Annotated in this window: 27 protein-coding genes; 5 read left to right on the top strand and 22 right to left on the bottom strand. The window is 70.8% G+C overall.

Annotated elements, in window-relative coordinates:
• Positions 1–87: 87 nt before the first annotated feature.
• From ACXYMW_RS16375 to cutA, 7 genes are all read right to left on the bottom strand, one after another.
• The gene (locus ACXYMW_RS16375) at positions 88–894 is read right to left on the bottom strand and encodes an ABC transporter permease (protein ID WP_459036407.1); all 807 of its coding nucleotides are present in this window, start codon (positions 892–894) and stop codon (positions 88–90) included.
• A gap of 502 nt (positions 895–1,396) precedes the next feature.
• The gene (locus ACXYMW_RS16370; protein WP_459036406.1) at positions 1,397–2,281 is read right to left on the bottom strand and encodes an ABC transporter permease; all 885 of its coding nucleotides are present in this window, start codon (positions 2,279–2,281) and stop codon (positions 1,397–1,399) included.
• A gap of 59 nt (positions 2,282–2,340) precedes the next feature.
• On the bottom strand, positions 2,341–3,066 hold the full coding sequence (locus ACXYMW_RS16365; protein WP_459036405.1) for a transporter substrate-binding domain-containing protein: 726 nt from the start codon (positions 3,064–3,066) through the stop codon (positions 2,341–2,343).
• Positions 3,067–3,119: 53 nt separating this feature from the next.
• Positions 3,120–3,899 (bottom strand): ABC transporter ATP-binding protein, encoded by a 780-nt coding sequence (locus ACXYMW_RS16360; RefSeq protein ID WP_459036404.1) that lies wholly within the window; start codon positions 3,897–3,899, stop codon positions 3,120–3,122.
• Positions 3,900–4,093: 194 nt separating this feature from the next.
• Positions 4,094–4,534: a tellurite resistance TerB family protein gene (locus tag ACXYMW_RS16355; RefSeq protein WP_459036403.1), complete on the bottom strand. Its 441-nt coding sequence runs from the start codon at positions 4,532–4,534 to the stop codon at positions 4,094–4,096.
• 100 nt (positions 4,535–4,634) lie between these two features.
• Positions 4,635–5,423: a 23S rRNA (adenine(2030)-N(6))-methyltransferase RlmJ gene (gene rlmJ / locus ACXYMW_RS16350; protein ID WP_459036402.1), complete on the bottom strand. Its 789-nt coding sequence runs from the start codon at positions 5,421–5,423 to the stop codon at positions 4,635–4,637.
• Positions 5,424–5,465: 42 nt separating this feature from the next.
• The gene (gene cutA / locus ACXYMW_RS16345; protein ID WP_459036401.1) at positions 5,466–5,789 is read right to left on the bottom strand and encodes a divalent-cation tolerance protein CutA; all 324 of its coding nucleotides are present in this window, start codon (positions 5,787–5,789) and stop codon (positions 5,466–5,468) included.
• Between the two features lie 228 nt (positions 5,790–6,017).
• On the opposite strand from cutA, the gene ACXYMW_RS16340 reads away from it, so the two are divergent.
• Positions 6,018–6,467, top strand: coding sequence for a hypothetical protein (locus ACXYMW_RS16340; RefSeq protein ID WP_459036400.1), 450 nt, complete (start codon positions 6,018–6,020; stop codon positions 6,465–6,467).
• A 25-nt stretch (positions 6,468–6,492) separates the two neighbouring features.
• The gene (locus ACXYMW_RS16335; protein ID WP_459036399.1) at positions 6,493–6,759 is read left to right on the top strand and encodes a PepSY domain-containing protein; all 267 of its coding nucleotides are present in this window, start codon (positions 6,493–6,495) and stop codon (positions 6,757–6,759) included.
• Between the two features lie 34 nt (positions 6,760–6,793).
• Here ACXYMW_RS16335 and ACXYMW_RS16330 read toward each other — a convergent pair whose 3' ends face one another.
• The 4 genes from ACXYMW_RS16330 to ACXYMW_RS16315 form a co-directional block, all read right to left on the bottom strand.
• A complete protein-coding gene (locus ACXYMW_RS16330) occupies positions 6,794–7,411 on the bottom strand; it encodes a TetR/AcrR family transcriptional regulator (protein WP_459036398.1) in 618 nt (205 codons plus the stop codon).
• Positions 7,404–8,273: a polyphosphate kinase 2 gene (ppk2, locus tag ACXYMW_RS16325; protein WP_459036397.1), complete on the bottom strand. Its 870-nt coding sequence runs from the start codon at positions 8,271–8,273 to the stop codon at positions 7,404–7,406. The genes ACXYMW_RS16330 and ppk2 overlap by 8 nt, the downstream gene beginning before the upstream one ends.
• A 62-nt stretch (positions 8,274–8,335) precedes the next feature.
• Entirely contained in the window at positions 8,336–9,310 is a 975-nt protein-coding gene (locus tag ACXYMW_RS16320) for an alpha/beta fold hydrolase (RefSeq protein WP_459036396.1), read from the bottom strand.
• Between the two features lie 21 nt (positions 9,311–9,331).
• Positions 9,332–10,273, bottom strand: coding sequence for a homoserine O-succinyltransferase (locus tag ACXYMW_RS16315; protein WP_459036395.1), 942 nt, complete (start codon positions 10,271–10,273; stop codon positions 9,332–9,334).
• A gap of 157 nt (positions 10,274–10,430) precedes the next feature.
• Here ACXYMW_RS16315 and ACXYMW_RS16310 point away from each other — a divergent pair, with 157 nt between their 5' ends.
• Entirely contained in the window at positions 10,431–11,009 is a 579-nt protein-coding gene (locus ACXYMW_RS16310; protein ID WP_459036394.1) for a hypothetical protein, read from the top strand.
• Positions 11,010–11,016: 7 nt separating this feature from the next.
• Here the strand turns inward: ACXYMW_RS16310 and ACXYMW_RS16305 are convergent, their stop codons facing one another.
• The 6 genes from ACXYMW_RS16305 to ACXYMW_RS16280 form a co-directional block, all read right to left on the bottom strand.
• The gene (locus ACXYMW_RS16305; protein ID WP_459036393.1) at positions 11,017–11,874 is read right to left on the bottom strand and encodes an ATPase; all 858 of its coding nucleotides are present in this window, start codon (positions 11,872–11,874) and stop codon (positions 11,017–11,019) included.
• 58 nt (positions 11,875–11,932) lie between these two features.
• Positions 11,933–12,856 (bottom strand): DMT family transporter, encoded by a 924-nt coding sequence (locus ACXYMW_RS16300; protein ID WP_459036392.1) that lies wholly within the window; start codon positions 12,854–12,856, stop codon positions 11,933–11,935.
• A 120-nt stretch (positions 12,857–12,976) separates the two neighbouring features.
• A complete protein-coding gene (locus ACXYMW_RS16295; protein ID WP_459036391.1) occupies positions 12,977–14,230 on the bottom strand; it encodes an outer membrane protein transport protein in 1,254 nt (417 codons plus the stop codon).
• 109 nt (positions 14,231–14,339) lie between these two features.
• Complete coding sequence (locus tag ACXYMW_RS16290) at positions 14,340–15,251, bottom strand: DMT family transporter (RefSeq protein WP_459036390.1); 912 nt, start codon at positions 15,249–15,251, stop codon at positions 14,340–14,342.
• 28 nt (positions 15,252–15,279) lie between these two features.
• Positions 15,280–16,842, bottom strand: a complete 1,563-nt coding sequence (gene guaA, locus ACXYMW_RS16285; protein ID WP_459036389.1) for a glutamine-hydrolyzing GMP synthase — start codon at positions 16,840–16,842, stop codon at positions 15,280–15,282.
• A 131-nt stretch (positions 16,843–16,973) separates the two neighbouring features.
• Positions 16,974–17,249 carry a DUF6477 family protein gene (locus ACXYMW_RS16280; RefSeq protein WP_459036388.1) on the bottom strand — a complete coding sequence of 92 codons (276 nt, stop codon included), beginning with the start codon at positions 17,247–17,249 and terminating at the stop codon, positions 16,974–16,976.
• A gap of 276 nt (positions 17,250–17,525) precedes the next feature.
• Between ACXYMW_RS16280 and ACXYMW_RS16275 the strand changes: the two genes are divergently transcribed.
• Together ACXYMW_RS16275 and lipA are read left to right on the top strand one after the other, a co-directional pair.
• Positions 17,526–18,572 carry a DUF6456 domain-containing protein gene (locus ACXYMW_RS16275; protein ID WP_459036387.1) on the top strand — a complete coding sequence of 349 codons (1,047 nt, stop codon included), beginning with the start codon at positions 17,526–17,528 and terminating at the stop codon, positions 18,570–18,572.
• A gap of 168 nt (positions 18,573–18,740) precedes the next feature.
• Positions 18,741–19,700, top strand: a complete 960-nt coding sequence (lipA, locus tag ACXYMW_RS16270) for a lipoyl synthase (protein ID WP_459036386.1) — start codon at positions 18,741–18,743, stop codon at positions 19,698–19,700.
• A gap of 12 nt (positions 19,701–19,712) precedes the next feature.
• Here the strand turns inward: lipA and ACXYMW_RS16265 are convergent, their stop codons facing one another.
• The 5 genes from ACXYMW_RS16265 to ACXYMW_RS16245 form a co-directional block, all read right to left on the bottom strand.
• Positions 19,713–20,600: a cytochrome c gene (locus ACXYMW_RS16265; protein WP_459036385.1), complete on the bottom strand. Its 888-nt coding sequence runs from the start codon at positions 20,598–20,600 to the stop codon at positions 19,713–19,715.
• A gap of 7 nt (positions 20,601–20,607) precedes the next feature.
• The gene (locus ACXYMW_RS16260; RefSeq protein ID WP_459036384.1) at positions 20,608–21,060 is read right to left on the bottom strand and encodes a c-type cytochrome; all 453 of its coding nucleotides are present in this window, start codon (positions 21,058–21,060) and stop codon (positions 20,608–20,610) included.
• 236 nt (positions 21,061–21,296) lie between these two features.
• A complete protein-coding gene (mmsB, locus tag ACXYMW_RS16255; protein ID WP_459036383.1) occupies positions 21,297–22,169 on the bottom strand; it encodes a 3-hydroxyisobutyrate dehydrogenase in 873 nt (290 codons plus the stop codon).
• Positions 22,166–23,212, bottom strand: coding sequence for an enoyl-CoA hydratase/isomerase family protein (locus tag ACXYMW_RS16250; protein WP_459036382.1), 1,047 nt, complete (start codon positions 23,210–23,212; stop codon positions 22,166–22,168). Before ACXYMW_RS16250 ends, mmsB begins: the two co-directional genes overlap by 4 nt.
• Positions 23,209–24,354 (bottom strand): acyl-CoA dehydrogenase family protein, encoded by a 1,146-nt coding sequence (locus ACXYMW_RS16245; protein WP_459036381.1) that lies wholly within the window; start codon positions 24,352–24,354, stop codon positions 23,209–23,211. Before ACXYMW_RS16245 ends, ACXYMW_RS16250 begins: the two co-directional genes overlap by 4 nt.
• Positions 24,355–24,606: the final 252 nt, after the last annotated feature.

The raw sequence follows: 24,606 nt of genomic DNA, 5'->3' as shown, positions 1-24,606 counted from the left end.
CAGTGCCGGTGCGGGGTCTGGCAAGCCTTGCCGTCGGCGAAGCCGGCCGACGCGGTCCGGCAGCCCCGGCCCGGCGGCCCCGGGGGGTCAGCGGATCAGCACCGGGCGGAACCGGAGGCGCGGCCGCGCGGGCTGCGGCAGGTGCCGGTTCAGGCGGGCGTTGACGGCGCCGAAGATCGCGATGATCGCCAGCGTCAGCAGGATGAAGTAGCCGGCCAGGATCGGGTAGGGCACGAACGGGTTGAAAGTCTTGTCGGCGAAGTAATTGGCGTAATAGAGCGCGTCGCCCTTCTGCTGGCGCGCCGGAAAGCCCGAGAAGAAGACCAGCGCGGTGGCGTGGAAGAGGAAGATCGCCTCGTTGGTGTAGGCCGGCCAGGCCAGCCGCAGCATGGTCGGCCAGGTGATGCGCCGGAAGCGCCGCCAGCCGGTCAGCCCGTAGGCATCGGCCGCCTCCATGTCGCCCTTCGGGACCGACAGCAGCGCGCCGTAGAAGATCTCGCCCGAATAGGCGGCGGTGTTGAGAAACAGCACGATCGTCGCGCCGAGCCAGGCCGCGGTGAAGGGGTCGAAGACCGGGTAGACCGATTTCAGGCTCAGGAAAGCGAAATAGGCGAAGAAGAACTGGATGAAGAGCGGCGAGCCGCGGAACAGGAAGATGAACCATTCCGAGGGTTTGCGCAGCCAGCGGCTCTGCGCGGCCTTGCCGAGCGCCACCGCGGTGGCGAGCGCGAAGCCCGAGAGCAGCGCAATGGTGCCGAAATAGATGTTCCACAGCATGCCCGAGCCGATCAGCACCACCTGCTGGCACAGCGTGAAATCCGAGCGCGGCAGCAGCCGTTCGCCGAAGCCGAGGCTGCGGAAGGCGTAATCGGCGATGGTCTCCCAGCAAGACATCAGCAGGCTCCGGTCGGGATGCGGTGAGCGCGGCCGGCCCCGTGACGGCGCCGCGCAGCGGGTGCAGCGCCCGGCCGCAAGCCGGGCCGCGTTGCGGGCCGGCGATCCCCGAGGTCAAGCCGCGCGCCCGTATGGAAAGTGCTGCGGCGCGCAAGGTCGCGGGGGCCGCCGGCTCCGTCCGAATGCCCCGCCCGGCCGCAGGCCGGGCAGGCCCCGACCGCCCCCCCGGGCGGGGGGTTTACCCCCGCCCCCGGCCGGGAACTGCCCTCTGTGCTTAGGGCCATGAAGACCGCCCGGGCCCGCCTGACATATGCGGCCGGTTTCGGCGTCGAAGCCTCGTCCTGCCCGGCCGCAGGCCGCGCAACCCCCGACCGCCCCGCCGGGCGGGGGCGTCGGCCCCAGCCGCATCCGGGGGAGGCACTCGGCACGTCGTCGAAGGCCTGGGTCGCGCCCGGACCGACCGGCCGGAAGGCCCGCACGCCCATAGTGATCGCGTCACCCGTCATGCCCCGGCCTTCCGCTGCGCCTCGCCGCCGGCGGTGGCCTGGCCGTAGGTCAGCCGCGCCATGATCCGGTCGAGCACGATCTCCGAAACCCGGGTGAAGCACAGGTAGAACACCAGCAGCGCGAGGAAGTACCACATGCGCCAGTCGCCGTGCGGGTAATCGGTGAATTGCGGCGTCTTGGTGCCGCCGAGATCGCGCGCCCAGTAGACGATGTCCTCGACGCCGAGCAGGAAGAGCAGCGGCGTCGCCTTGATCAGCACCATCCAGAGGTTGGAGAGGCCGGGCAGGGCGTAGACCCACATCTGCGGCACCAGAATGCGACGGAAGGTCTGGCGCGGGGTCATGCCGTAGGCCTCGGCGGTCTCGATCTGGGCCCGCGGCACCGCCCGCATGGCGCCGTAGAGCACGTTGGCCGCGAAGGCGCCGAAGACGATGGCGAAGGTGACCACGGCGAGGCCGAAGCCGTAGCTTTCGTGCAGCCATTGCGGCGCCGAGGAAAGCGGCATCTTGGCCTCGGCGCAGACCACGAAATCCGAGCCCTGGCGCACCGGCATGTCCCAGTCCGGGCACTTGGCCTTGTGGCGCAACCACTCGATGGCCTGGTCGAGGGCGATCACGAAGAACAGGAAGAAGGCGATGTCGGGCACGCCGCGGACCACCGCGATGTAGCCCTTGCCCAGAAGCCGGACCGGCGCCAGCCGGGCCCGTGCGGCGACGGCGCCGAGGAAGCCCATGCCAAGCGCCAGCGGCGCGGTGATCGCGAGCAGCAGCAGCACGGTCCCGAAGGCCGCATAGAAGGCCAGATGCTTGCCGGTGGTCAGGTAGCAGGCCAGCCAGGCGAGGCCGTCGAGCGCGGCGGGATCGGCGCAGAATGCGAACATCCGGGAAGTCTCCGCGGGACGGGGTGCCGAAGCCCCCGTCCCGGATCGTCGTCAGGGGATCAGTAGGTGCCGATCTCTTCGCCGAACCACTTCACCAGCATCTCGTTCAGCGTGCCGTCTTCCTTCATCGAGGTGATCGCGGCGTCGAAGGTCTCGCGCAGTTCGGCGTCGCTCTCGCGCAGGCCCATGCCGATGCCCTTGCCGAGCGGCACCGGATCGCCGACGAAAACCAGTTCGCCGCCCGAGCTCTCGACCAGCGGCTTGAGGTAGTCGTAATCGGCGAAGACCGCGTCGGCCTCGCCGTTGCGCACCGCCGCCACGGTCTCCTCAGGGGTGGCGAACTCGATCAGCGCGGCATCGCCCTCGGCGACATGCGCGGCCTGGATGGTGGTGGCCTGCGCCGCGACCACGCCGGTCTGCCAGTCGGCCTCCTCGGAGGCGGCGACATAGGCGCTCTCGGTCGGCGGGTAGTAATCCTGGGTGAAGTCGATGACCTCGTCACGCTCGTCGGTGATCGACATGCCGGCCATGATCGTGTCGTAGTTGCCGGAGACGAGGTTCGGGATGATCGAATCCCATTCGTTGGTGACCCATTCGCAGGTCAGCTCGGCGCGGGTGCAGAGCTCGTTGCCGAGCTCGATCTCGAAGCCGTCAACGGCGCCGGAATCGTTGATGAAGTTGTACGGGGGGTAGGCGCCTTCGGTGCCCAGGCGGACGGTGTCCTGCGCGAAGGCGGCGGAGGCGGTGAGCGCCAGCGTGGCGGCGCCAAGAAGGATCGGTTTCATATCGTCATGTCTCCCTGATTGACGATGGGCGATGGGGCGGACCGTTTTCGGCCTCACCCGGCTTGGGTAGAACTCAGGAACCCGCGCAGGCGCTCGGAGCGCGGGGCGTCGAACAGCGCCGCGGGCGCGCCTTCCTCCTCGATCCGGCCCTGGTGCAGGAACACCACGTGGTCGGAGATGTCGCGCGCCATGCGCATGTCGTGGGTGACGAGGATCATGGTGCGGCCCTCCTCGGCCAGCGCCTGGATGACCCGGACGACCTCCTGCTCGAGTTCGGGGTCGAGCGCCGAGGTCGGTTCGTCGAAAAGGATCGCCTCGGGCTCCATGGCGAGCGCCCGGGCGATCGCCGCGCGCTGCTGCTGGCCGCCGGAGAGCTGCGCCGGATAGGCATCGGCCTTGTCGGCGATGCCCACCTTGTCGAGATAGCCGCGGGCGCGCGCCTCGACCTCGGCGCGGTCGTGGCCCAGCACCGTGACCGGCGCCTCGCTGACGTTTTCGAGGATGGTCAGGTGCGACCACAGGTTGAACTGCTGGAACACCATCGAGAGCCGCGTGCGGATGCGGATGACCTGCCGGGCATCGGCCGGGCGGCGCTCCATCCCGGCGCCGCGCCAGGCCACCGGCTCGCCCTTGAAGACGATGTCGCCCTGCTGGCTGTCCTCGAGCAGGTTGGCACAGCGCAGCAACGTCGACTTGCCCGATCCCGAGGAGCCGATCAGCGACACCACGTCGCCGCGTCGGGCGGTGACGTCGACGCCCTTGAGGACTTCGAGCGATCCGTAGCTCTTGTGCAGGTCGCGGATGGCGATGACGGGGGCGTCGGAGGCGGTCACGGGCGGCAGGCGGCCTTCGTCCAGGGACAGGTGCGAGGTTCGGGCGAGAATGTCGCAGATGAAGCGGTGTTTGCAACGGCCAAAACGGATCAATGGCCGCCGAAACCGCCAAGGTGACGGCGCGTCATTCCGTTTCGGAGGCGCCCGCCCGCCCGGTCCGGCCGGTCCCGCCGCAGGGCCGGGACAGGCCCCGGTCAGTCCCGGCTGGCCACCCGCTGCCGGGCCAGCGCGCTGTCGCGGTCGGTGATGCCGAGGAGGTTGGAGACCAGGCGCAGGAGCGAATCCTCCTCCGGGTCGCGCACCCCGTCGGCAAGCACCACCGACCACAGCGCCTCGATCACGCCCATGCGCTCCTCGTACGGCACGGCGTCCTTGATGGCGCGGGTGAAACGCACCGTGTCGGGGGCCTGGCCCTCGAGCAGTTCGGCCTCCGCCCGGAGCTCCGCGGCGGCGTCCGGGCCCAACCGGTAGCGCGTCGCGACGATACGGTCGATGCGGTCGCGTTCGGCCGGATCGAAGGTCCCGTCCGAGCAGGCGACCCGCACCAGCAGTGCGGTCAGCGCGAGGCGCGCGTCGTCCTCGGAGAGGGGGTCGGTTTCGGGGGCGCTGAGACGCCTGAGGAAATCTGCGAACATGGCGCGAATATATCCCGTCCGCGGGCCGCGGCCAGTGCTCCCTGCCGGCAATCGCCTCGCGCCGGCCGGGCGCCGCCGGCGCGCGGCGCGGGGGCGGCGTTCAGCGCCCCGCGAAGAGGCCGCGCAGCCGTGCCGCTTCCTCGGCCAGTCCCCAGGGCGGGTTCACCACGAAGAGCCCGGAGCCCACCATGCCGTGCCCCTCGCGGGCCGGCGGGAAGCGCACCTCGGACGACAGCGCTTCGGGGAAGGCCCGGGCCAGCGCATCGGTCATGTCGCGGTGCCGGGCATCGGCGAGGATCGGATACCAGAGCGCCAGGATGCCGACATTCCAGGCCCGGTTCAGGCTCTCAAAGATCCGCGGCAGCCGGGCATAGTCGGATTTCACCTCCCAGGACGGATCGCAGAGCAGCAGGCCCCGCCGTGGATCGGGCGGCACCAGGCTCTGGGCAAGTTCGAACCCGTCCTGGCGGTAAATGCGGAGCCCGGGGCCGTCGGGACGTTCGCGCAGGCCGTCGCGCAGCGCGGCGTTCTCGGCGGGATGCAGTTCGGCGAGGTGCAGCCGGTCGCCGGGCCGCAGCAGGCTCTCGGCGATCAGCGGCGATCCGGGATAGGCGGCGGGCCCGTGCGCCGCGCGGGCGGCGGCCAGCGCCCGGGGATAGGGGTGGTCAACCGCAAAGCGCGCGCCCAGCCGCAGAACGCCCTGCGCGGCCTCGCCGGTGCGCCGCGCCGCCGCGCCCTCGAGGTCGTAGAGGCCCCGCCCGGCATGGGTCTCGATATAGCTCAGCGGCTTCGGCTTGCGGGTCAGATAGGCGAGCATCCACGCCAGAAGCGCGTGCTTGTGGACGTCCGCGAGATTCCCGGCGTGATAGGCGTGCTGGTAGGAGAGCATGGCCGGCTTAGAGCGCGGCGCGGGGTTTTTGGCAAGCCCGGCTCAGGGCCGCGGCCGAGCATTCGCGGCGATCCAGTCGAGATAGCCCGGGCTGCCGCGCTCGATCCGGTAGGCCCAGAGCGCCGGCTCGTCGTAGGGATGCGCGGACAGGATCAGCGTGGCGAGCGCGTCGTAGGCGGCCTCGGTGGTCTTGAAGAGCAGCCGGATCTCGCGGTCGGTCTGGACCGCGCCCTGCCAGGTGTAGATGGAGTCGATCTCCTCGCGCTGGACGCAGGCGGCCAGGCCGTCGCTGACCGCGCGGCGGGCCAGCTCGGCGGCGGCCTCGGCATCGTCGAGCGTGGTGAATACGGCGAGCGGGGCTGTCATCGGCGACCTCCGGGATCCGGGCATGCTGCGGGCCGAGTGCACGGCATCGCGGCGCGCGAGTCCAGCCCCGGCACCCATGACGCGGCCGGCGCGGCGCCCGCGCGTCCGGGTGAGACGAACGTCGCGATAGGCAGGTCGGCCGCGGTCTCCATACTGGCCGCGATTGCGAAGACGGCAGGAGGGCCCGCAGACGGCCCCGGACACGCCGACCACTGGGAGGACCAAGATTTGCTGACACGTCTCGCCGCCGCGGCGCTCGCCGCGCTGATGGCCGCTCCGGCCGCCGCCGCCCCGCTCTGCGACGAGTTCGGCTTTGCCGGGCTGCTGGCCAAGTGCAACCGCGGCGAACCGGTCGCGCTGACGCTGTCCTCGGGCAAGCCGCTGCACGAGGGCGACGGCCCGGTGATGCTGCAATCGGGGGCGTATTACGTGCTCGAGATCACCGCCGACGGCACCGCGGAGCTGGCCGTGTCGGGGCCCGACTTCTTCCGCGCGATCTGGATCAACGAGATCGTCATCAACGATATCGAGATCCGCCCGATGGCGGTGGACAGCCTGGAATTCGACGCCGCGGGCAGCGCCAGCATCTCCTTCATCGCGATCAAGCCCGGCGCCCACACGCTGTCGATCCCCGGATCCAGCGGCGAGGCGCAGAGCGTCACGTTCCAGATCCAGTAGCAGCAGACACGAAAGGGAGGTTCCGATGCTTCGGACAACGTTCTACGCCGCGCTCATCGCGGTGCCGCAGCTTGCCCTGGCCGATGGCCACGGCGCGATGGAGGGCGAGGTCTCGGCCGAGGTCGAGGAGCGGATCATGACCATGCTCGCCGACATGCAGTGCGAGGTCGAGCCGGAGAACATCGAGGTCGAGGAGGACGGCTACGAGCTTGACGACGTGTTCTGCGCCGACGGTCAGTACGACATCGAGCTCGACGCCGAACTGAACGAGACCGGCCGCCGCAAGGAATGAGCCCGCCGCCCGGCCCGCGCGCGCGGGCCGGGCATCAGCGGTCCGGCGGGATCAGCCCGAGGCCGCGCAGGTAGACCCCGATCCCGGTCTCGAGCAGATCCTCGGGCGGAAACGGCGACCGGTTGCCCGGCGAGTTCCGCGCGAACAGCTCCACCACGCCGTGGCACATGGCCCAGATATGCGCCGAGAACATCGAACCCGGCGGCCGCCGGTCGGGCGGGATGTGGCGCGACAGATCCTCCGCCGCGCGCTCCAGCACCCCCCAGGCGCGGTGCGCCACCGCCGCGAGGTCGGGCGAGCGGTTGACCGAGATGCCGCTTTCGAACATCGAGATGTAATGCCCGGGATGGGCCCGTGCGAAGGCCAGATAGGCCCGGCCGGTCGCCTCGAAGGCCGCCAGCGCCGAGGGTTGTCCCGACCGGTAGGCGCGCTCCATGTCGTCGCAGAAGATCTCGTAGCCCTGCCGCGCGGCCTCGGCGATCAGGTCGTCGCGGCCCTCGAAATGGCGGTAGACCGCGGCCGGCGTGACCCCGGCGCGCTTGGCCGCCTCCGACAGGGTGAAGCCGGTCGGGCCCTTCTCCTCGATCAGCGCCAGCGCCGCCTCGACCAGGGCCTGACGCAGGTTGCCGTGATGGTAGCCGCGCTTAGCCATGCCAGAGATCCGGGCCGCCGCAGATCGCCGGGTCGGGCGTGCCGAGCGCCGCGGCATCCTTGCCGTCGTAATCGAGCGCGCAGAGCACCCGCCGGATCGCCGCCAGCCGGGCCCGCCGCTTGTCGTCGGAGCGCACCACCGTCCAGGGCGCGTAATCGGTGTGGCTGCGCCTGAGCGTCTCGGCGATGGCGGCGGAATAGGCGTCCCAGCGCTTCAGCCCCTCGACGTCGATCCAGGACAGCTTCCACTGCTTCAGGGGATCGCGCTCGCGGGCGAGGAAACGCCGCAACTGCTCGGCGTGGCCGACATTGAGCCACAGCTTGAACAGGTGGATGCCGTCCTCCACCAGCATGTGCTCGAATTCCGGCGCCTGGGCAAAGAAGCGTTCGCGCGCCGGCGCGTCGGTGAAGCCGAAGACGTGTTCGACGACGCCGCGATTGTACCAGGAGCGGTCGAAGAGCACGATCTCGCCCGCCGCCGGCAGTTCGGCGGCGTAGCGCTGGAAATACCATTGCCCGGCCTCGGTCTCCGAGGGCTTCGACAGCGCCACGACGCGGGCGCCGCGCGGGTTGAGGTTCTCGCGGAAGCGCTTGATCGTGCCGCCCTTGCCGGCGGCGTCGCGGCCCTCGAACAGCACCACGACCCGGGCGCCGGTCTCCTTGACCCAGGATTGCAGCTTCACCAGCTCGATCTGCAGGGCCTCGAGCGCGCGCGCGTAGTCCTTGCGGTCCAAGCGCTCGGCATAGGGGTAGCTCGGCGTGATGAGGTCGTTCTTGCCGGCGCCCCGGATCGCCGCGCGGAGCTCTTCGGGCGCCTGCGACTCGTGAAAGGCGCTGATCGCGCCGTCGAAGGGCAGGGTCACCGGAATCCTCCTCGCTTGCGGGTGCACCGCACTATGGAATGCGGGGCCGGGCGGCGCAAATCTCAGCGCAGCCCGGCGCGCCGCGCGGCCCGGTCGATGGCCGCGATCACCGCCCCGGGGGCTGCGTGGTGCGGCATGTGGCCGATCCCGTCCAGCAGCGTCAGGCGGGCATTGGGCAGAAGCCCGACGAGCCGGCGGGAATGCACCTCGGGCGGGACGATCGTGTCGGCGGTGCCGTGCAGCAGTTCGACCGGCAGCGTCAGACCCGGATAGCGCTCCGCCATCGCTACGACATGCGGGCGGAGCGTGTTGACCTGACGGGCATTGGCGCGCAGCGACCCCGGCCGCAGGGTCAGGTCCGGCCCGAGATGCGCGAGGTAGCCCGGCGGCACCGGCTGCGGCGCGAAGATCGACTCGGTGGCGCCTTCCACGGTGCCGCGCCCGGCCGTGGCCGAGACCACCGGCGCCAGCAGCCCGCCGCCGACCGACGAGCCGAGCAGGGTGTATTGCAGCCCCAGATCGCCGGGCCAGGGCATCGTCGCGCCGGCGAGGATGACGAGCCCCGATGCCGGCCGGTCGAGCCCCCAGGCCATGGCCACCGCGCCGCCATAGGAATGGCCCAGCACCAGCGGCCGCTCGGCGCCGAGCTTGGCGGCGGCGCGCGACAACAGCGCCGCCCGCACAGCCGGGCTTTCGCCGGCGGCGTTGAAGGTGCCCTCGTAGGCCGGGCTCGCGCGGTCGGTATAGCCCATGCCGGGCCGGTCGAAGGCGATCACCCGGTAGCGGTCGTCGAGCCGCCGGGCGAGGTCGAAGGTGAAGTCGCGCAGGTTGCCCGACGCGCCGTGGACGAGCACCAGGTCCGGTCCGCTGCCGGAGACCCAGGCATGCACCCTGCGGCCATCGACCTCGACGAAGCGGCCCAGAGGCGGGGTCGTGGCCTCGGCGGCGTCGCTCTGGCTCTCCGCCCGGCGGTCCACCGCCACCGCGCAGGCCGTCAGCAGCACGAAAACGAGGGCAAGCGCGGCTTTCAGGACCATGCGCACAGGATCATCGCGGCATCACTTTCTCAGATCGGTGCGGTCGGCCCCGATGCGGGTGAAATCGTAGGGAGTCGTCAGGTAGATCTCGGAAATCCAGTTGCCATAGAGAAGGTGGGCATGGCTGCGCCAGCGGTTCTGCGGCATCCGGCTGGGATCGTCGTCGGGGTAGTAATTGCCCGGCACGTTGATCGGCTGGCCGGCGGCCACGTCGCGATCGTATTCTTCCTTCAGGGTGCCGGAATCGTATTCCAGGTGGTTGAAGATGTAGAGCGCGTTGCGGCCCGGATCTTCGACCAGGCAGGGCCCGGTCTCGTCGCTGTCGATGAGGATCGGCAGGCCCGCGCGTTCGACATCGGCGCGGCGGATCTCGGTCCAGCGCGACACCGGGATCACCATGTCGTCGGAGAACCCGCGCAGGTAGGGCGAGGCCGGCTGGCGGTTGACGTGGCGCACGCAACCGAAGGCCTTGGCCGCCAGCGAATGCTTGGGCACGCCGTGGAAGTGGTTGATCATCGCCATGGCGCCCCAGCACACCGCGAAGGTCGAATGGACGTGGCTCTGGGTCCAGTCGAAGACCTGGGTAAGCTCGTCCCAGTAGGTCACCTCGTCATAGGGCAGATGCTCGATCGGGGCGCCGGTGATGATCAGCCCGTCGAATTTCTGGCCCGAGGCCGCGACCTCCTCGAAGGGCCGGTAGAAGCTCTCCATGTGCTCGGCGGCGGTGTTCTTGGTCTCGTGGCTGGTCATCCGGATCAGCGACAGCTCGATCTGCAGCGGCGTGGCGCCGATCAGCCGGGCGAACTGGTTCTCGGTCTGGATCTTCTTCGGCATCAGGTTCAGCAGCCCGATATGCAGCGGCCGGATGTCCTGCTTCTCGGCGAGTTCCTCGGAAATCACCATGACGCCTTCGCGGTTCAGAACATCGAAGGCCGGCAGGTCGGCGGGCAGGCGGATCGGCATGGGCGGCTTTCCTGGACAGTCGAAATGCCGAGATAGGCGGTTCCGCTCATGGGCTCAAGCCGGCGCGGCGGGCGATTGACCGACCGTTGCACGAGGCGCAGCATGGGAAGGCGCGCCGGCCCCGGGCCGGGCGTCTTTTGATTCAGGAGATTTCAGCATGCGCGTTTCGTTCCCCGCCGCGATTGCGGCGCTTCTGGCGGGCGCCGGGATGGCCGGCGCCCAGATGTCCGACGACGAATTGCAGCGCTGCGTCTGGCGCTGCCTCGCCGGGTTCGGCCCGGCCGAGAACCCCGCCTATCACCAATGCGTGGAACGCCAGTGCAGCCCCGGCACCCGGCCCGCCGCGCCGGCGCAGAGCCGCCCGGCCCCGGCCGACCCGACCGCCGCCTGGCAGGCCGGGCGGTCCTCGGACGGCACCGGCTTTGCCGGGATCGACGGCGCCGCCGGGCGGACCGGGCTCTACTATCTCTGCCGCGGCGGCCGCGGCACCCTGCGTCTCGTCGGGTTGCCGGCGGCCGGCGGCGCCGTTGTCGAGGTCGACGGCCGGGCCCACCGCCCTGGCTTCCGCGCCGCCGGCGGGCATGCCGAGGCGGCGCTGGCGCCGGGCGCGGCGCTGCTCGCGGCGCTGCGCAGCGGGCGCCGGGTGCGGGTCACGGGGGATGACGGCCGGACGCTGCTCGACCTGCCGCTCGCCGGCTCGGGCCGGGCGCTGGGGCAGGTGATCGCCGGCTGCTGAGGCCGGTTCAGCCCGGCAGGGCGGCGGCGATGACGTCCTCGAAATCCGCGGGGCTCTTCACCGCCGCCATCGCCTCGGCCGGGACGGTGACGCCCCAGCGCCGGGCCATCGCCTCGTAGATCGGCTGGCGGTGCGCCAGCGCCTGGGCGTAGGTCCAGCGGATGAAGGCGTCGGGGTCGACCTTGTCCTCGGCCACGCCCATCTGCGCCAGGTAATCGTGCCAGACCCGGACGAGGAAATCGGGTCGGTAGGCCATCGGCTTGGGATCGCGGTCGAAGCGCCGGATCAGCTCCTCGGTATGGGCGGCGCTGCCCTCGATCCAGACCATCAGGCAATGGCGCGACAATTCCCGCAGGATCGGATCCTCGGGGTTCTCGGGATCGACCCATTCGCAGATCGACCCGCCGGTGTCGCAGACGAAATGCGGGTAGCCGTAGATCGCCTCCGCCCGGTCGATGAAATAGCCGGTATCGAGCAGCGCCTGGGTCTCGGCCCGGGCGAACTGGTCCTGGCGGCGCTGGTAATCGGCGATCGGCAGGCCGCCGCGCTCGCGGTCGCCCGGCTTGCCGAGATAGGCCGAGACCGGCGACAGGTTCTCGAAGGTGATGTTGGAGCCGATATAGATCGAATCGGACATCAGCAGGTCGCGCAGGAACGGCACCTTCATCGCCTCGCGCTTGGCGTTGTCGGCGATGTATTCGCCCATGTAGCGGGTGCCGATGCGGTAATCGATGGAATAATGGAACCACTCGCCGGACTGCCGCAGCAGCGACGAGACATGAGTCTTGCCCAGCCCCGACATGGCGAACAGCACCACGCGTTTCTTCGGCGCCGCGCGCCACTCCCCGGCGGTCTGGTAGATCATTGCGGCGGCCCGTTCCTTCTGTGCTGCCGGCGATGCCTAGCCAGAGCCGGGCGGCGCGTCAAACCCTCCGGCGGGCCCGCGGCCTGACCAGCCGCAGCAGGCGGCCGTCGAGGATCGCCAATCCCGCGGCCAGCATCGCGAAGCCCCACCAGGCCGACGGGCCGAGCGCCTCGTCGCGCACCAGCGCGCCCAGCGTGATCGCCACCGGCGGGATCAGCAGGGTGACCAGCAGCAGGTTGCCGCTGCCCGCCATGGCGAGGATGCGGTAATAGAGGAGATAGGCCCCGGCGGTGCCGATCAGCGCGTAATAGCCCACCGCAACCACGGTGGGCGCGGCCAGGTTCAGGCTGGGCGGGCCCTCGACGAGCCAGGCCAGCGGCAGCGCCAGCGCGGTCGCCCCGGTGAGCATGCCGGCCGCCGCCACCTCGGGCGCCAGACCGCCCAGCCGGGCCCGCGCCCAGGCGCCGGCCAGTGCGTAGGACAGCGTGCCGCCGATCACCGCGAGCTGCGCCAGCGCGGTGATGTCGAGCTCGGCCAGCGCGCCCCAGCCGATGGCGGTGGCGACGCCGGCGAAGCCCAGCCCGACGCCGGCGGCCCGGCGCAGGGTCAGCCGTTCGTCGGCAAACACCAGCGCCGCCACCAGCACGCCCCAGAGCGCCGTGGCGGCGTTCAGGATCGAGGTCAGCCCGGTGGTGATGTGCAGCTGCCCCCAGGCCATCAGGGTGAACGGGATGACGTTGTTGAGCGCGCCCATCACCAGCAGCGCGGCCCAGAGCCGGGGCGCGCGCGGCAGCGCCCGGCCGCGCCAGAGCGCCCAGGCCCAGAGCGCCAGCGCCGCCGGCGCCACCCGCCAGGCGACCACGGTCAGCGGCCCGATCTCGTCGAGCGCGGTGCGGATGGCAAGGAAGGAGGCGCCCCAGATCAGGGCGAGGAGGGCGAGTTCCGCCCAGGCGCGGTCGGGGAGCGAGGTCTGCGGTGTCATGGCGGTGATCTTGGCGCGGGGCGGCGGGCCGGGCGACCCGGAACCTGCGGCTTCGGAGAGCCCGAACGCGGACGGGGCGCCCCGTGGGACGCCCCGCCGCATGTCCCTCCGAGGGGGAGATCAGAAGGACATTTCGGCCCGGAAGCCCACGCCCCAGACGTGGTTGTCCTCGAAGCTCGCCACCTGGGTGTTGGCGACGCCGATATCGGCATCGCCGAGCCAGGAATAGTTCACCCCGCCCGAGAAGGTGACGGGGCCGTGATTGTACTGGCTGCCCAGGGTCACGCCGAACAGCCCGTCGGTCGGCGCCAGCGGTGACACCAGCCCGTCGTCGTTCGAGGGCTCGTAGATGAAGGTCACCGATCCGGCGAGATCCTCGCTGAAGCGGCGGCCCAGACCCAGCGAGTAGCGGTGCCCGTCCTCGAGGTTGACGAGGTCGCTGTTCAGCACGGTGGGGATCACGTCGACGGCGGAGAAATCGGTCCAGCGGTAGGAGGCCAGCAGCAGCGTGTCGGCGGCGATCCCGGTCTGGAAGTCGAGGTTGAACGAGGCCGGGGTGACGTACTCGATGTCGCTGTCGAAGGTGCCGCCGAAGAGGCGCTCGCGGATCTCGCCGTCGTGCTCGATCTCGAAGCTGTAGGCGCCCGAGACGCGCAGCGCGATGTCGGGGATCTCGTAGGCCGCGCCCAGCACGTAGCCCGGCTTGGTGTCGCGCTTCATGTCGAACTGGTAGCCGTCGCCGGCCGCGAAGGCCGCGGATTGCGCGCCGACCTGGGCGCCCAGCGCGCCGACCGTGGCGGGGCCGCCCAGCGCCGCCACGGCGGCCGGATCGCCGCGCAGCGCGGCGCCGAGCGTGCCGGCATCGACGCCCGCGCCGCGCGCCACGGCGGCGGTGGAGATGGCGCCCTGGTAGGCCAGGCCGTTGAGGTTCACCCGCGCCGAGACGCGCTCCGCCTTGATGCCGGCGAAGACGCTGAAGCGGTCGCTGATCTTGTAGCGTCCGAGCACCGTCGCCGCCTCGGCATCGAGCGCCGCGCCGGTGCCGCCCAGCAGGCTGGTGGCCGGGTCGGCGTCGTAGCTCACATCGACGCCGTAGGGCTGGTCGAAGATCACCGAGTAGTTGAATCTCGGGCCCACCGCGTTGGTGTAGCTCATCGTCGTGACGGTGTAGTTCTCGCCGACATCGTAATCGGTGCCGCCATTGTCCTCGCCGGTGACGCTGGGCATCACCAGGCCCATGGCGACGCTGCCGGAATCGTCGGGCGCAAAGATCGGCAGGATGCTCTGGTAGGAGCGGTCGATGCCCGCGGCCTGTCCAGCGGTGGCCGCGAGCGACAGCGCCACCGCTGCCCCCCCGATACGCAGGTGGTTCATGAATATTCCCTCATTCCGAAGCGGAAGTCTCCTCAAGGTAGATTGCTAGAAAGAGGGAATGGAACGGTCAATTTTGACGGGACGTCACGACTGGGGCGGCGCCGCAACGTCACTTTTTTGTAACGCGCGCCGCGGGTCCCCGGGTCTCGCGCCAGATGTTGTAGTAATTGGCGCCGAAGATCACCGCGGCGCCGGCAAAGACCCACGGGTCGAGCGGTTCGGCATAGACCAGCATGCCCACCACCGCGATCACCGGCAGGCGGCTGAAATCCATCGGCATGACGACCGCCGCGGGGGCCAGCGACAGCGCCGTGGTCAGGCAGTAATGCGCCACCAGACCGGCGCAGGCGATCAGCGCGATCCACGGCCAGGAGGAGGCGCCGGGCCAGGCGATGTCGCCGTCGATGCCGGCGCAGACCAGCCCGAAGACCGATTGCATCACCGTGAGCCAGAACAGGATCGACACCACGCTCTCGCTGCGCGCCAGGCGCCGGGTGAAGACCGCCGAGCCCGCGAAGCCGATCGCCGCCAGCGCCGCCGCCAGCAGGCCGGGCTCGAAACTGTCGGGCGAGGGCCGGGCGACGATCAGGATGCCGGCGAAGCCCACCGCGGCGGCGATCGCCCGGCTGCGGGTCAGGCGCTCGCCGAGGATCAGGGGCGACAGCGCCACGACCCAGAGCGGCGAGGTGAATTCGAGCGCGAAGACCTGCGCCAGCGGCGCCGCGGTGATGGCGTAGAACCACAGGTTCTGGCCGGCGAAATGGCTCAGGTTGCGCAGCGTGTGCAGCCCCATCCGGCGGGCGCGGATCTCGGCCAGGCGGCCGGCGGCGCGCGCCGCCAGGGTCACGATGGCGATGCCCAGAAGGCTGCGGAACAGCATGATCTCGAAGGTGTCGAGCTCGAGGCTGACGGCGCGGCCGGCCACCGCCATCGAGCTGAAGGAGACGATGGCGCCGATCATCCAGAGGCTCGCGCGGAGCGTGGCGCGGGCCGGCATGGCGGGCTGGGCGGCGGCGGTCATCGGCTCTCCGAAGATCAGGGGCGGGCGGTCATTCCCATTCGATGGTGCCCGGCGGCTTCGAGGTCACGTCGTAGGTGACGCGGTTGATGCCGCGCACCTCGTTGATGATCCGCGTCGCGGTCTCGCCGAGGAAATCGTGGGAGAACGGGTAGTAATCCGCGGTCATGCCGTCGACCGAGGTGACGGCGCGCAGCGCGCAGGCGAAATCGTAGGTCCGCCCGTCGCCCATCACGCCGACGGTGCGCACCGGCAGGATCGCCACGAAGGCCTGCCAGATCTCGTCGTAGAGACCGTGGCGGCGGATCTGGTCGATGAAGATCGCATCGGCCTTGCGCAGGATGTCGAGCTTCTCGCGGGTGATCTCGCCCGGGCAGCGGATGGCGAGGCCGGGCCCGGGGAAGGGATGACGGCCGATGAAGCTGTCGGGCAGGCCGAGCTCGCGCCCGAGCGCACGCACCTCGTCCTTGAACAGCTCGCGCAGCGGCTCGACCAGCTTCAGGCCCATCTTCTCGGGCAGGCCGCCGACATTGTGGTGGCTCTTGATGGTGACCGAGGGGCCGCCGGAGAACGACACGCTCTCGATCACGTCCGGATAGAGCGTGCCCTGGGCCAGGAAGGCCGCGCCCTCGATGCGGTCGGCGTGCTTCTGGAAGACGTCGATGAACAGCCGGCCGATGGTCTTGCGCTTAATCTCGGGGTCGGAGACGCCCTCGAGCTCGCCGAGGAACAGGTCGGCCTCCTCGGCATGGATCAGCGGAATGTTGTAATGGTCGCGGAACATCGACACGACCTCGTCGGCCTCGCCCTGGCGCAGCAGGCCGTGATCGACGAAGACGCAGGTCAGCTGGTCGCCGATCGCCTCGTGGATCAGCACCGCGGCGACCGAGCTGTCGACGCCGCCGGAGAGGCCGCAGATCACCTTGGCGTCGCCGACCTGTTCGCGGATCTTGCGGATCGCCTCCTCGCGGTAGGCCCCCATGGTCCAGTCGCCGGTGAAGCCGGCATCGCGGATGAAGTTCTCGTAGAGCGTCCGGCCGTTCGGGGTGTGGTGCACCTCCGGGTGGAACTGCACGGCGTAGAAGCGCCGCTCCAGATCGGCGGTCACCGCGAAGGGCGCGCCCGGCGAGGTGCCGTAGACCGCGAAGCCCGGGGCCAGCTTGGAGACGTGGTCGCCATGGCTCATCCAGACCTGTTCGCGGCCCGAGCCGTCCATGAACCAGCCGGTCAGCAGGTCGATCCGCTCCTCCTTGGGCGTGACCCAGGCGCGGCCGAATTCCGCGGTGCCGTCGCCGGCCTCCACGGTGCCGCCGAGATCGGCCATCATCGCCTGCTGGCCGTAGCAAATGCCGAGGATCGGCACGCCGAGCCGGTAGACCGAGGCCGGCGGCCGGGGCGAGCCCTCGCGGGTGACGCTGTCCGGCCCGCCCGAGAAGATCACCGCCTTCGGCGCGAACTCCGAGAGGAAGGCGTCGGTGACGTTCTGGTAGGGGTGGATTTCGCAATAGACGTTCAGTTCGCGCAGGCGACGCGCGATGAGCTGCGTCACCTGGGAGCCGAAATCGATGATGAGCAGGCGGTCATGCTGGGTCATGGCACAGCGCATTAGGCGCAAGCCGCGCCCGGCGCAAGGCGCCAGCGTTCCGGCTCCGGCCGGGGCGCGCCCGGGGGGCCACCCGGCGGGTCCGGCCCCGGCCCGGCACGTGGCCGGGGCGGCGCCGGCCGTCACCAGGGGGCGGCGGCGGCGGCCCAGGCGCGGCGGGCCAGGACCGCGACATGGCGGGCCGGGGGGTAGCCGGCGCGGGCGCCGCGGCGCGCCTGATCGAGATCGGCCTCGATCTCGATCAGGCGGTCGAGGGCGGCCTCGAGCCCGGCGGGCAGCGATCCCAGGAGCCGCGGCAGGTCGGTGTCGCGGCGGTAGCCCTCGGCGCCCATGCGGGCCGCCCGCACCAGCAGGCGCGGCCGGCGCAGGGTCTCCGAGATGTGGGCGATATTGTGCATGACGGCGCTCCTCTGCGACACGGATCACGCGAGCCTGTCACAGTCCGGACCGGCGTTGCCGCGGCGCCCCGCGCAGCGAACGCAGCCATTTCATAAGTTTATGGATTTGAGACAAAACTGCCCGGCAGCGAGCCCGTTAAGGTTCGTTCAATAATTGCAACCAACGGTTGTTGCGACGGGGGAACGGGTTTGGGGACAGAACCGGGGAAAACCATGGGGACAAACGGAGTGCTGGAGAGCCGACGCAAGGGTCCGTCCGCAGGATTGCCGGGCTGGGTGCCCGACGATGCTCGCCGCTACATCGCGCATGTCGAGGGCGGCGCCTCGTTGCGGGCGCTGGCGCGGGCCACGGGCTGCCATCCCTCGACCGTGCTGCGCCAGGTGCGAAAGCTGGAGATTCGCCGCGACGATCCGCTGGTCGATGCGGCGCTGCGGCGGCTCGGCGGGATCAGGCGGGGCGCACGCCCCAGGCAGAACGGAAGGGAGCGCGCGATGACCGGACGCAATCTGAACGCTGCAGAGGCCCCCGACGAGGCCACGCTGGCGCGCGAGGGCGGGGCGGTGCTGCGCCGCCTCTGCGAGGCCGGCGCCGCTCTGGCGGTGGCCCAGGACATGGAGAAGGCGGTGGTGGTGCGGGAACTGGCCTGCGGCGAGACCGCCCGCACCGCGGTGGTCGACGCGGCGCTGGCGCAGGCGCTGGCGCTGCAATCCTGGATCGCCTGCGACGCCCCGGGCCGGGTGTCGCGCTACCGCATCACCGCCAAGGGGCGCGCCGCGCTCGACCGGCTGCGCCGCGACGCCCCGGCGCCGGGCATGGCCGAGGCGGCGGCGATGTTCCGGCCCGCCGCCGCCGAACCCGAGGGGCCCGAGGCGCTGCGCCCGCGGCCGCCGCATGGCGAGACGCCGCTGCAGACGCTGGCGCGGCGCCGCGAGAAGTCCGGCAAGCCGTTCCTGACCCGGGCGCTGGTGGTGGCCGGCGAGCGGCTGTGCGATGATTACGACCTGTCGCGGCTCGATGACGCGGCGCCGCCGGACTGGTCGGCGGTGCTGCGCGGCGACGCGCCGATGCCGGAGCTCGCCGTGGCGGCCGGGTTCGGCCCCGAGGCCGCCAAGGTCCGGCTGGCGCGCGCCCTCACCGATCTCGGCCCCGGCCTGGGCGACATGGCGCTGCGCTGCTGCTGCCTGCACGAGGGGCTCGAGGCCACCGAGAAGCGGCTGGGCTGGTCGGCGCGCTCCGGCAAGATCGTTCTGCGCATCGCGCTGCAGCGGCTGCGCCGCCATTACGAGCAGCAGGGTCCCGAGGGCCGCGGCATGATCGGCTGAGACGCCGCGCGGCGGCCCGGCCGGCCACGCCGAGCGGTGCAGGAGGCCGACCGCAGCCGGGTGCCGCGCAGCCTGCATGGCAGCCATGCAGGACGTTGCGGGGCTGGCGGAGCCTCCTGCGATTCCCTATTCTGCGCCGAATGGCTTAAGATATTGGGGGCAACCGCCATGCGCGATCTCAAGATCCCGGACCAGCGGCACCCGGAGAAGGCCCGCCGGCCCGACAGCGCGCAGCCGAAGAAACCGTCCTGGATCCGCGTGCGGGCCCCGGGCGGGCAGGGCTATGCCGATACCCGCAAGATCATGCGCGAGCACAAGCTCACCACGGTCTGCGAGGAGGCCGGCTGCCCCAATGTCGGCGAATGCTGGAGCCAGGGTCACGCCACCATGATGATCATGGGCGAGATCTGCACCCGCGGCTGCACCTTCTGCAACGTCGCCACCGGCCGGCCCGACGCACTCGACGCCTTCGAGCCGGGCCGGGTCGCCGATGCGGTGCAGAAGCTCGGGCTGAACCACGTCGTGATCACCTCGGTCGACCGCGACGATCTCGACGATGGCGGGGCGGAGCATTTCGCGCAGACCATCCGCGCCGTGCGCCACCGCGCGCCGGGCACCACGATCGAGATCCTGACGCCCGATTTCCTGAAATGCGCGCCCGAGGCGCTCGAGGTGGTGGTGGCGGCGCGGCCGGACGTCTTCAACCACAACCTCGAGACGGTGCCTGGCCTCTATCCCGAGGTGCGGCCCGGGGCGCGCTACTTCTATTCGCTGCGGCTGCTGCAGCGGGTCAAGGAGCTCGACCCGTCGATCTTCACCAAGTCGGGCATCATGGTCGGCCTGGGCGAAACCCGGCCGCAGGTGCTGCAGGTGATGGACGACCTGCGCTCGGCCGATGTCGATTTCATGACCATCGGCCAGTATCTCCAGCCCACCTCCAAGCATCACCGGATCGACCGCTTCGTGACGCCGGAGGAATTCGCGGGCTACGAGACCGCGGCGCGCGGCAAGGGCTTCCTGATGGTGTCCTCGACGCCGCTGACCCGCTCCTCCTACCATGCCGGCGACGATTTCGCCCGCCTGCGCGCGGCGCGCGAGGCACGGCTGGCGGCGGCAGCACGGACCTGAGGCCGGGGCGGCTCAGGTCTCGGGCAGCGCCTTGAGATAGGCCGCCACCGCCTGCCGGTCCTCGGCGCTGAGCTGTTTGAAGTTCTCGATCACCGCCACCATGTGGCCGCCGGCGCTGTCGAAGTCCGGGGTGAAGCCGGTCTCGAGGTAATAGGCGATGTCGGTCGCAGACCAGTCCAGCGCCTCGGGACGCAGCGTCGGGATGCGGCCCTCGCCCGAGGGGTTCGGCGCGCCGGCGAGCCAGGCCTCGCGGTCGAGCGCGCCGAGCCGCCCGCGCGGGGTGTGGCATTCGCCGCAATGCGCGAGCGCCTCGACCAGTTCGCGGCCGCGCGCCAGTTCCGGGTCGAGATCGCCGGTCATCACCCAGGCGTCGTCGAGGTAGAGCGCCTTCCAGAGGCCCAGCCCGCGGCGGATGTTGAACGGAAAGCCGACCTCGTGCGGCTGGCTCGGCGTGGCATCGGCGGGCAGGGTCTGGAGATAGGCCCAGAGATCGGCGACCTGCTCGGGCGTCATGCGGCTGTAGGCGGTGTAGGGAAAGGCCGGGTAGTAGTGCCGCCCCTCGGGCGAGACGCCGCGCCTGAGCGCCCCGGCGAGGTCGCTCAGCGTCCAGGCGCCGATGCCGGCCTCGGGATCGGTCGAGATGTTGGGCGCGACGAAGGTGCCGAAGGGCGAGGGGAAGCGCTGTCCCCCCGCCAGGACCAGCCGGTCCGCGCCCTCGGCCTCGGGCGCATGGTGACAGGAGGCGCAGCCGGCGGCGAGAAACAGCGTCTCGCCGCGCCCGGCATCGCCCTCGAGCCCGTCATAGACGGATTCCGAGGCCGGCACGGCCCGGGTCAGCCAGAGCCCGGCCGCCACCGCAAGGACAGCCAGTGCACCGAGCGGTGGCAGCAGCTTGCGCATCCCGGGCCTATTGCGGCTGGCGGTAAGTGTCGTGGCAGTTCTTGCAGGCATTGCCCAACTGGCCCATGGCCGGCCCGAGCGCCTCCTGACCGGTGGCCGCGACCTGCTGCATCGCCTCCGCCTGTTCACCCAGTGCCGCAAACTTGGACTGGAAGTCACTGAAATCGTCCCAGATTTCCGGCAGTGCCCGGGTCCCCTCGCGGTCGAGATTGCTGCTGCCCTCGGGCCAGAGAATGGGCTGGTGAATGCCGGTCACCGCGGCGATGGAATCGGCGGCGGATTGCGCCGTCTCCGAATCGTAGTCGATCTCGCCCTTGGCCATGCCGCCGAGGATGCCGAGGTTCAGCGCGAGGATGCGGAACTGGCCCTGGCGCGCCTTGAGCTGGGCGGAGAAATCCTCCTGCGCGGTGGCCGGAACGGCCAGTGCGAGGGCGGCGACGACGAGGGTGGAACGCAACATTCTAATCTCCCGCGAAAAGGATATATGCAACGTTCCGCATCCTAAGGAGATTTGGCCTTCCGGCAATCCTCGTCTCGGCCCCGTGCGCCGGTGCGGCCCGGCCCGGGGCCGCGCCGGGCCCGCCGGGGAAACGTCCCGTATCCGAGAGACTTGCCCGCCGCGATTGACGCAGAACGCGAAAGCCCTCCCGCATCGGGAGGGCTTCCTTCACCGCAACGTGAGCGATGGCGCCAGGCTCAGCCGTGCCCGCGTGCCACCAGCCGCGGCAGCATGGCGGAGAAGTCGCGGCCCCGGCCGTCCTCCTCCTCGACGAAGGCGCGGTAGATCTCGGTCGCGGCGCGGCCCAGCGGCGTGTCGGCATCGGCCTGGGCGGCCGCTTCCATGGCGAGCCGCAGATCCTTCAGCATCAGGTCGGCCGCGAAGCCCGGCTTGTAATCGTTGTCCGCCGGCGTCTTGGGCCCGACGCCCGGCGCCGGGCAATAGGTGTTCATCGACCAGGACGACCCCGAGGAGGTCGAGACCACGTCGAACATCGCCTGGCGGTCGAGACCGAGCTTGTCGGCCAGGGCGAAGGCCTCGCAGGTGACGATCATCGTCGCGCCGAGGATCATGTTGTTGCAGATCTTCGCCGCCTGACCGTTGCCCGAGGGGCCGCAATGCACCGCCTTCTGACCCATGATGTCGAAAAGCGGCCTGGCCGTTTCGAAGCCCGCCGAGTCGCCGCCGACCATGAAGGTCAGGGTGCCGCCCTGGGCGCCGCCGATGCCGCCCGAGACCGGCGCGTCGAGCGCCGAGAGACCGGCCGCCTGGGCCTGTTCGGCCACCGCGCGGGCCGAGGCCACGTCGACGGTCGAGCAATCGAGGAAGACCGCCCCCTTGGGCAGCGCCGGGATGATCTCGTCGGCGACGCGGCGCAGGATGTCGCCGTTGGGCAGCATGGTGATCGCGACCTCGGCGTCCCGCGCGGCGGCAGCGGCGCTGTCGGCGGCGGTCACGCCCTCGACGGTGACGCCGGCGGCGTCATAGCCGGTGACCTCGTGGCCCGCCTTGGCGAGGTTGGCGGCCATCGGGCCGCCCATGTTGCCGAGGCCGATGAATGCGATCTTCATGCCGTTTCCTTTCGGTCGTGGAAGTCGAGCCGCACCTCGGGCACCGGCTGCAGCATCCGGGCCACGTCGGCCAGCGGCAGCGCGTCGGGGGCGTGGCGCCAGGACGGGGTGCGGTCCTTGTCGATGATCTGGGCGCGCACGCCCTCGATCAGGTCGCCATGCTCGAGGCTGCGATGGGTGAAGCGGTATTCGTGGTCGAGCGCCCGGCGGATGTCCGCCCCCCTGGCGCGCAGCCGGTGCACCAGGTCCAGCGTGACGCCCATGGAGAGCGGCGAGGACGCCTCCATCTTGGCCAGTGTCTTGGCGGCGAACTCGCCCTCGGCGGCGCGCAGCGCGTTCAGCACGTCGCGCAGGGTCTCGCCGCCCATCAGCGCGTCGATCTCGGCCTGGCGCGCGGCGAGCGGGCTGTCCGGGGCGGGCTGCCCCTCGATCCGCGCCGCGTCGCCGGTCTCGCAAAGCGCGGCCTTCAGCGCCTCCCACCGGGCCTCGGGCACGAAGACATCGGCAAAGCCCGCATGCAGCGCGTCGCCGGGGCCCATCCGCGCCCCGGTCAGGCCGAGATACTCGCCGAGCCGCCCCGGCGCCCGCGCCAGCAGCAGCGAACCGCCGACATCCGGCACCAGCCCGATGCCGCATTCCGGCATGGCGATCTGGGTGCTTTCGCCGGCCACGCGGTGCGCGCAATGCCCGCCAAGCCCGACGCCGCCGCCCATGACAAAGCCGTGCAGGAAGCTGACGATCGGCTTGGGATATTCCGCGATCAGGGCGTTCATGCGGTATTCGTCGCGCCAGAAGGCCTGCGCGGTGCCGTAATCGCCGGCCTTGCCGGCGTGATACATCGCCGCGATGTCGCCGCCGGCGCAGAACGCCTTGTCGCCCTCGGCGTCGATCAACACCAGCGCCACCGCGTCGTCGTCGGCCCAGTCGAGCAGCGCGCGCTCGATGTCCAGGCACATCTGGTGAGTCAGCGCATTGAGCGCCTTGGGCCGGGTCAGGGTGATGCGGCCGGCGCGGCCCTCGGTCCGGATCGAGACGTCGCTCATGCCCGCTCCTCCAGCATCTTGCGCGCCACGATCAGGCGCATGACTTCGTTGGTGCCTTCGAGGATCTGGTGCACGCGAAGGTCGCGGACGATCTTCTCGACGCCGTAATCGGCGAGGTAGCCGTAGCCGCCATGCAGTTGCAGGCACTGGTCGGCGATGCGCGAGCCGGCCTCGGTGGCGAACTTCTTGGCCATGGCGCAGCGCTTGGTGGCGTCGGGGCGCTTTTCGTCCAGCGCCCAGGCGGCCTGGCGCAGGAAGGTGCGCGCGGCCTCGAGCTCGATCTCCATGTCGGCGAGGCGGAATTGCAGGGCCTGGAACTGGTCGAGGCTCTGTCCGAAGGCGCGGCGCTCGCCCATATAGGCCAGCGTCGCGTCGAGCGCCGCCTGCGCGGCGCCGATCGAGCAGGCGCCGATGTTGAGCCGGCCGCCGTCGAGGCCGATCATGGCGTAGCGGAAGCCCGCGCCTTCCTCGCCCAGGAGGTTGTCGGCGGGGATCGGGCAATCGTCGAACTGCACCTGCCGCGTCGGCTGCGCGCGCCAGCCCATCTTGTCCTCGAGGCCGCCGAAGCTGAGCCCCTCGGCGCCGTCCTCGACGATATAGGCCGAGACGCCCCTGGGGCCGTCGCCGCCCGAGCGCGCCATCACCACATAGGCGTCGGAATAGCCGCCGCCCGAGATGAAGGCCTTGGTCCCGGTGAGGCGCCAGCCCTCGTTGGTGCGCTCGGCGCGGGTCTTCAGCGCGGCGGCGTCCGAGCCCGAGCCCGGCTCGGTCAGGCAGTAGGAGAGGATGGTCTCCATCGCCACCGAGCCGGGCAGGAGCCGCGCCTTGAGGTCGTCGCTGCCGAAGCGGTCGATCATCGCGGCGCACATGTTGTGGATCGACAGGAAGGCCGCCACCGAAGGGCAGGCCATCGACAGCGCCTCGAAGACCAGCGTGCCGTCGAGCCGACCGAGCCCGGCGCCGCCTTCCTCCTCGGAGACGAAGAGACCGCCGAAGCCCAGCTCGGCCAGCCTGGGCCAGAGATCGCGGGGAATCGTGCCCTCGGCCTCCCAGGCGCGGGCCTGCGGGGCGATGTGCTCGGCGCCGAAGGCACGGGCCATGTCGAAGATCGCCGTCTGTTCCTCGTTCAGCGCGAAATCCATGAAACCTCCTCCCAAAGGTCCGCGGCCGGGGATGGCCGCGGGCAGTGTTCCAGTCTGCGCCAGCGGGCGCAATGCGGAGCGGCGCCGGGTGCCGTCGGGTGCGGCGGCGTGCTGCCCTCGTCATCCGGCGCGCCCGGCGGTCCCGCCGCTCCGCCGGTCGCCCGAAGCGCGGGCCGTACCTGCGACTCTTCCCGACCGGAGCAGCGCGGTGCCCTTGTCATCCGGTGCGCCCGGCGGCAGGCCGGGCAGCCC

This window comes from Roseivivax sp. CAU 1761 (assembly GCF_054482755.1).
This window is presented reverse-complemented; position numbering and strand designations above follow the sequence as displayed.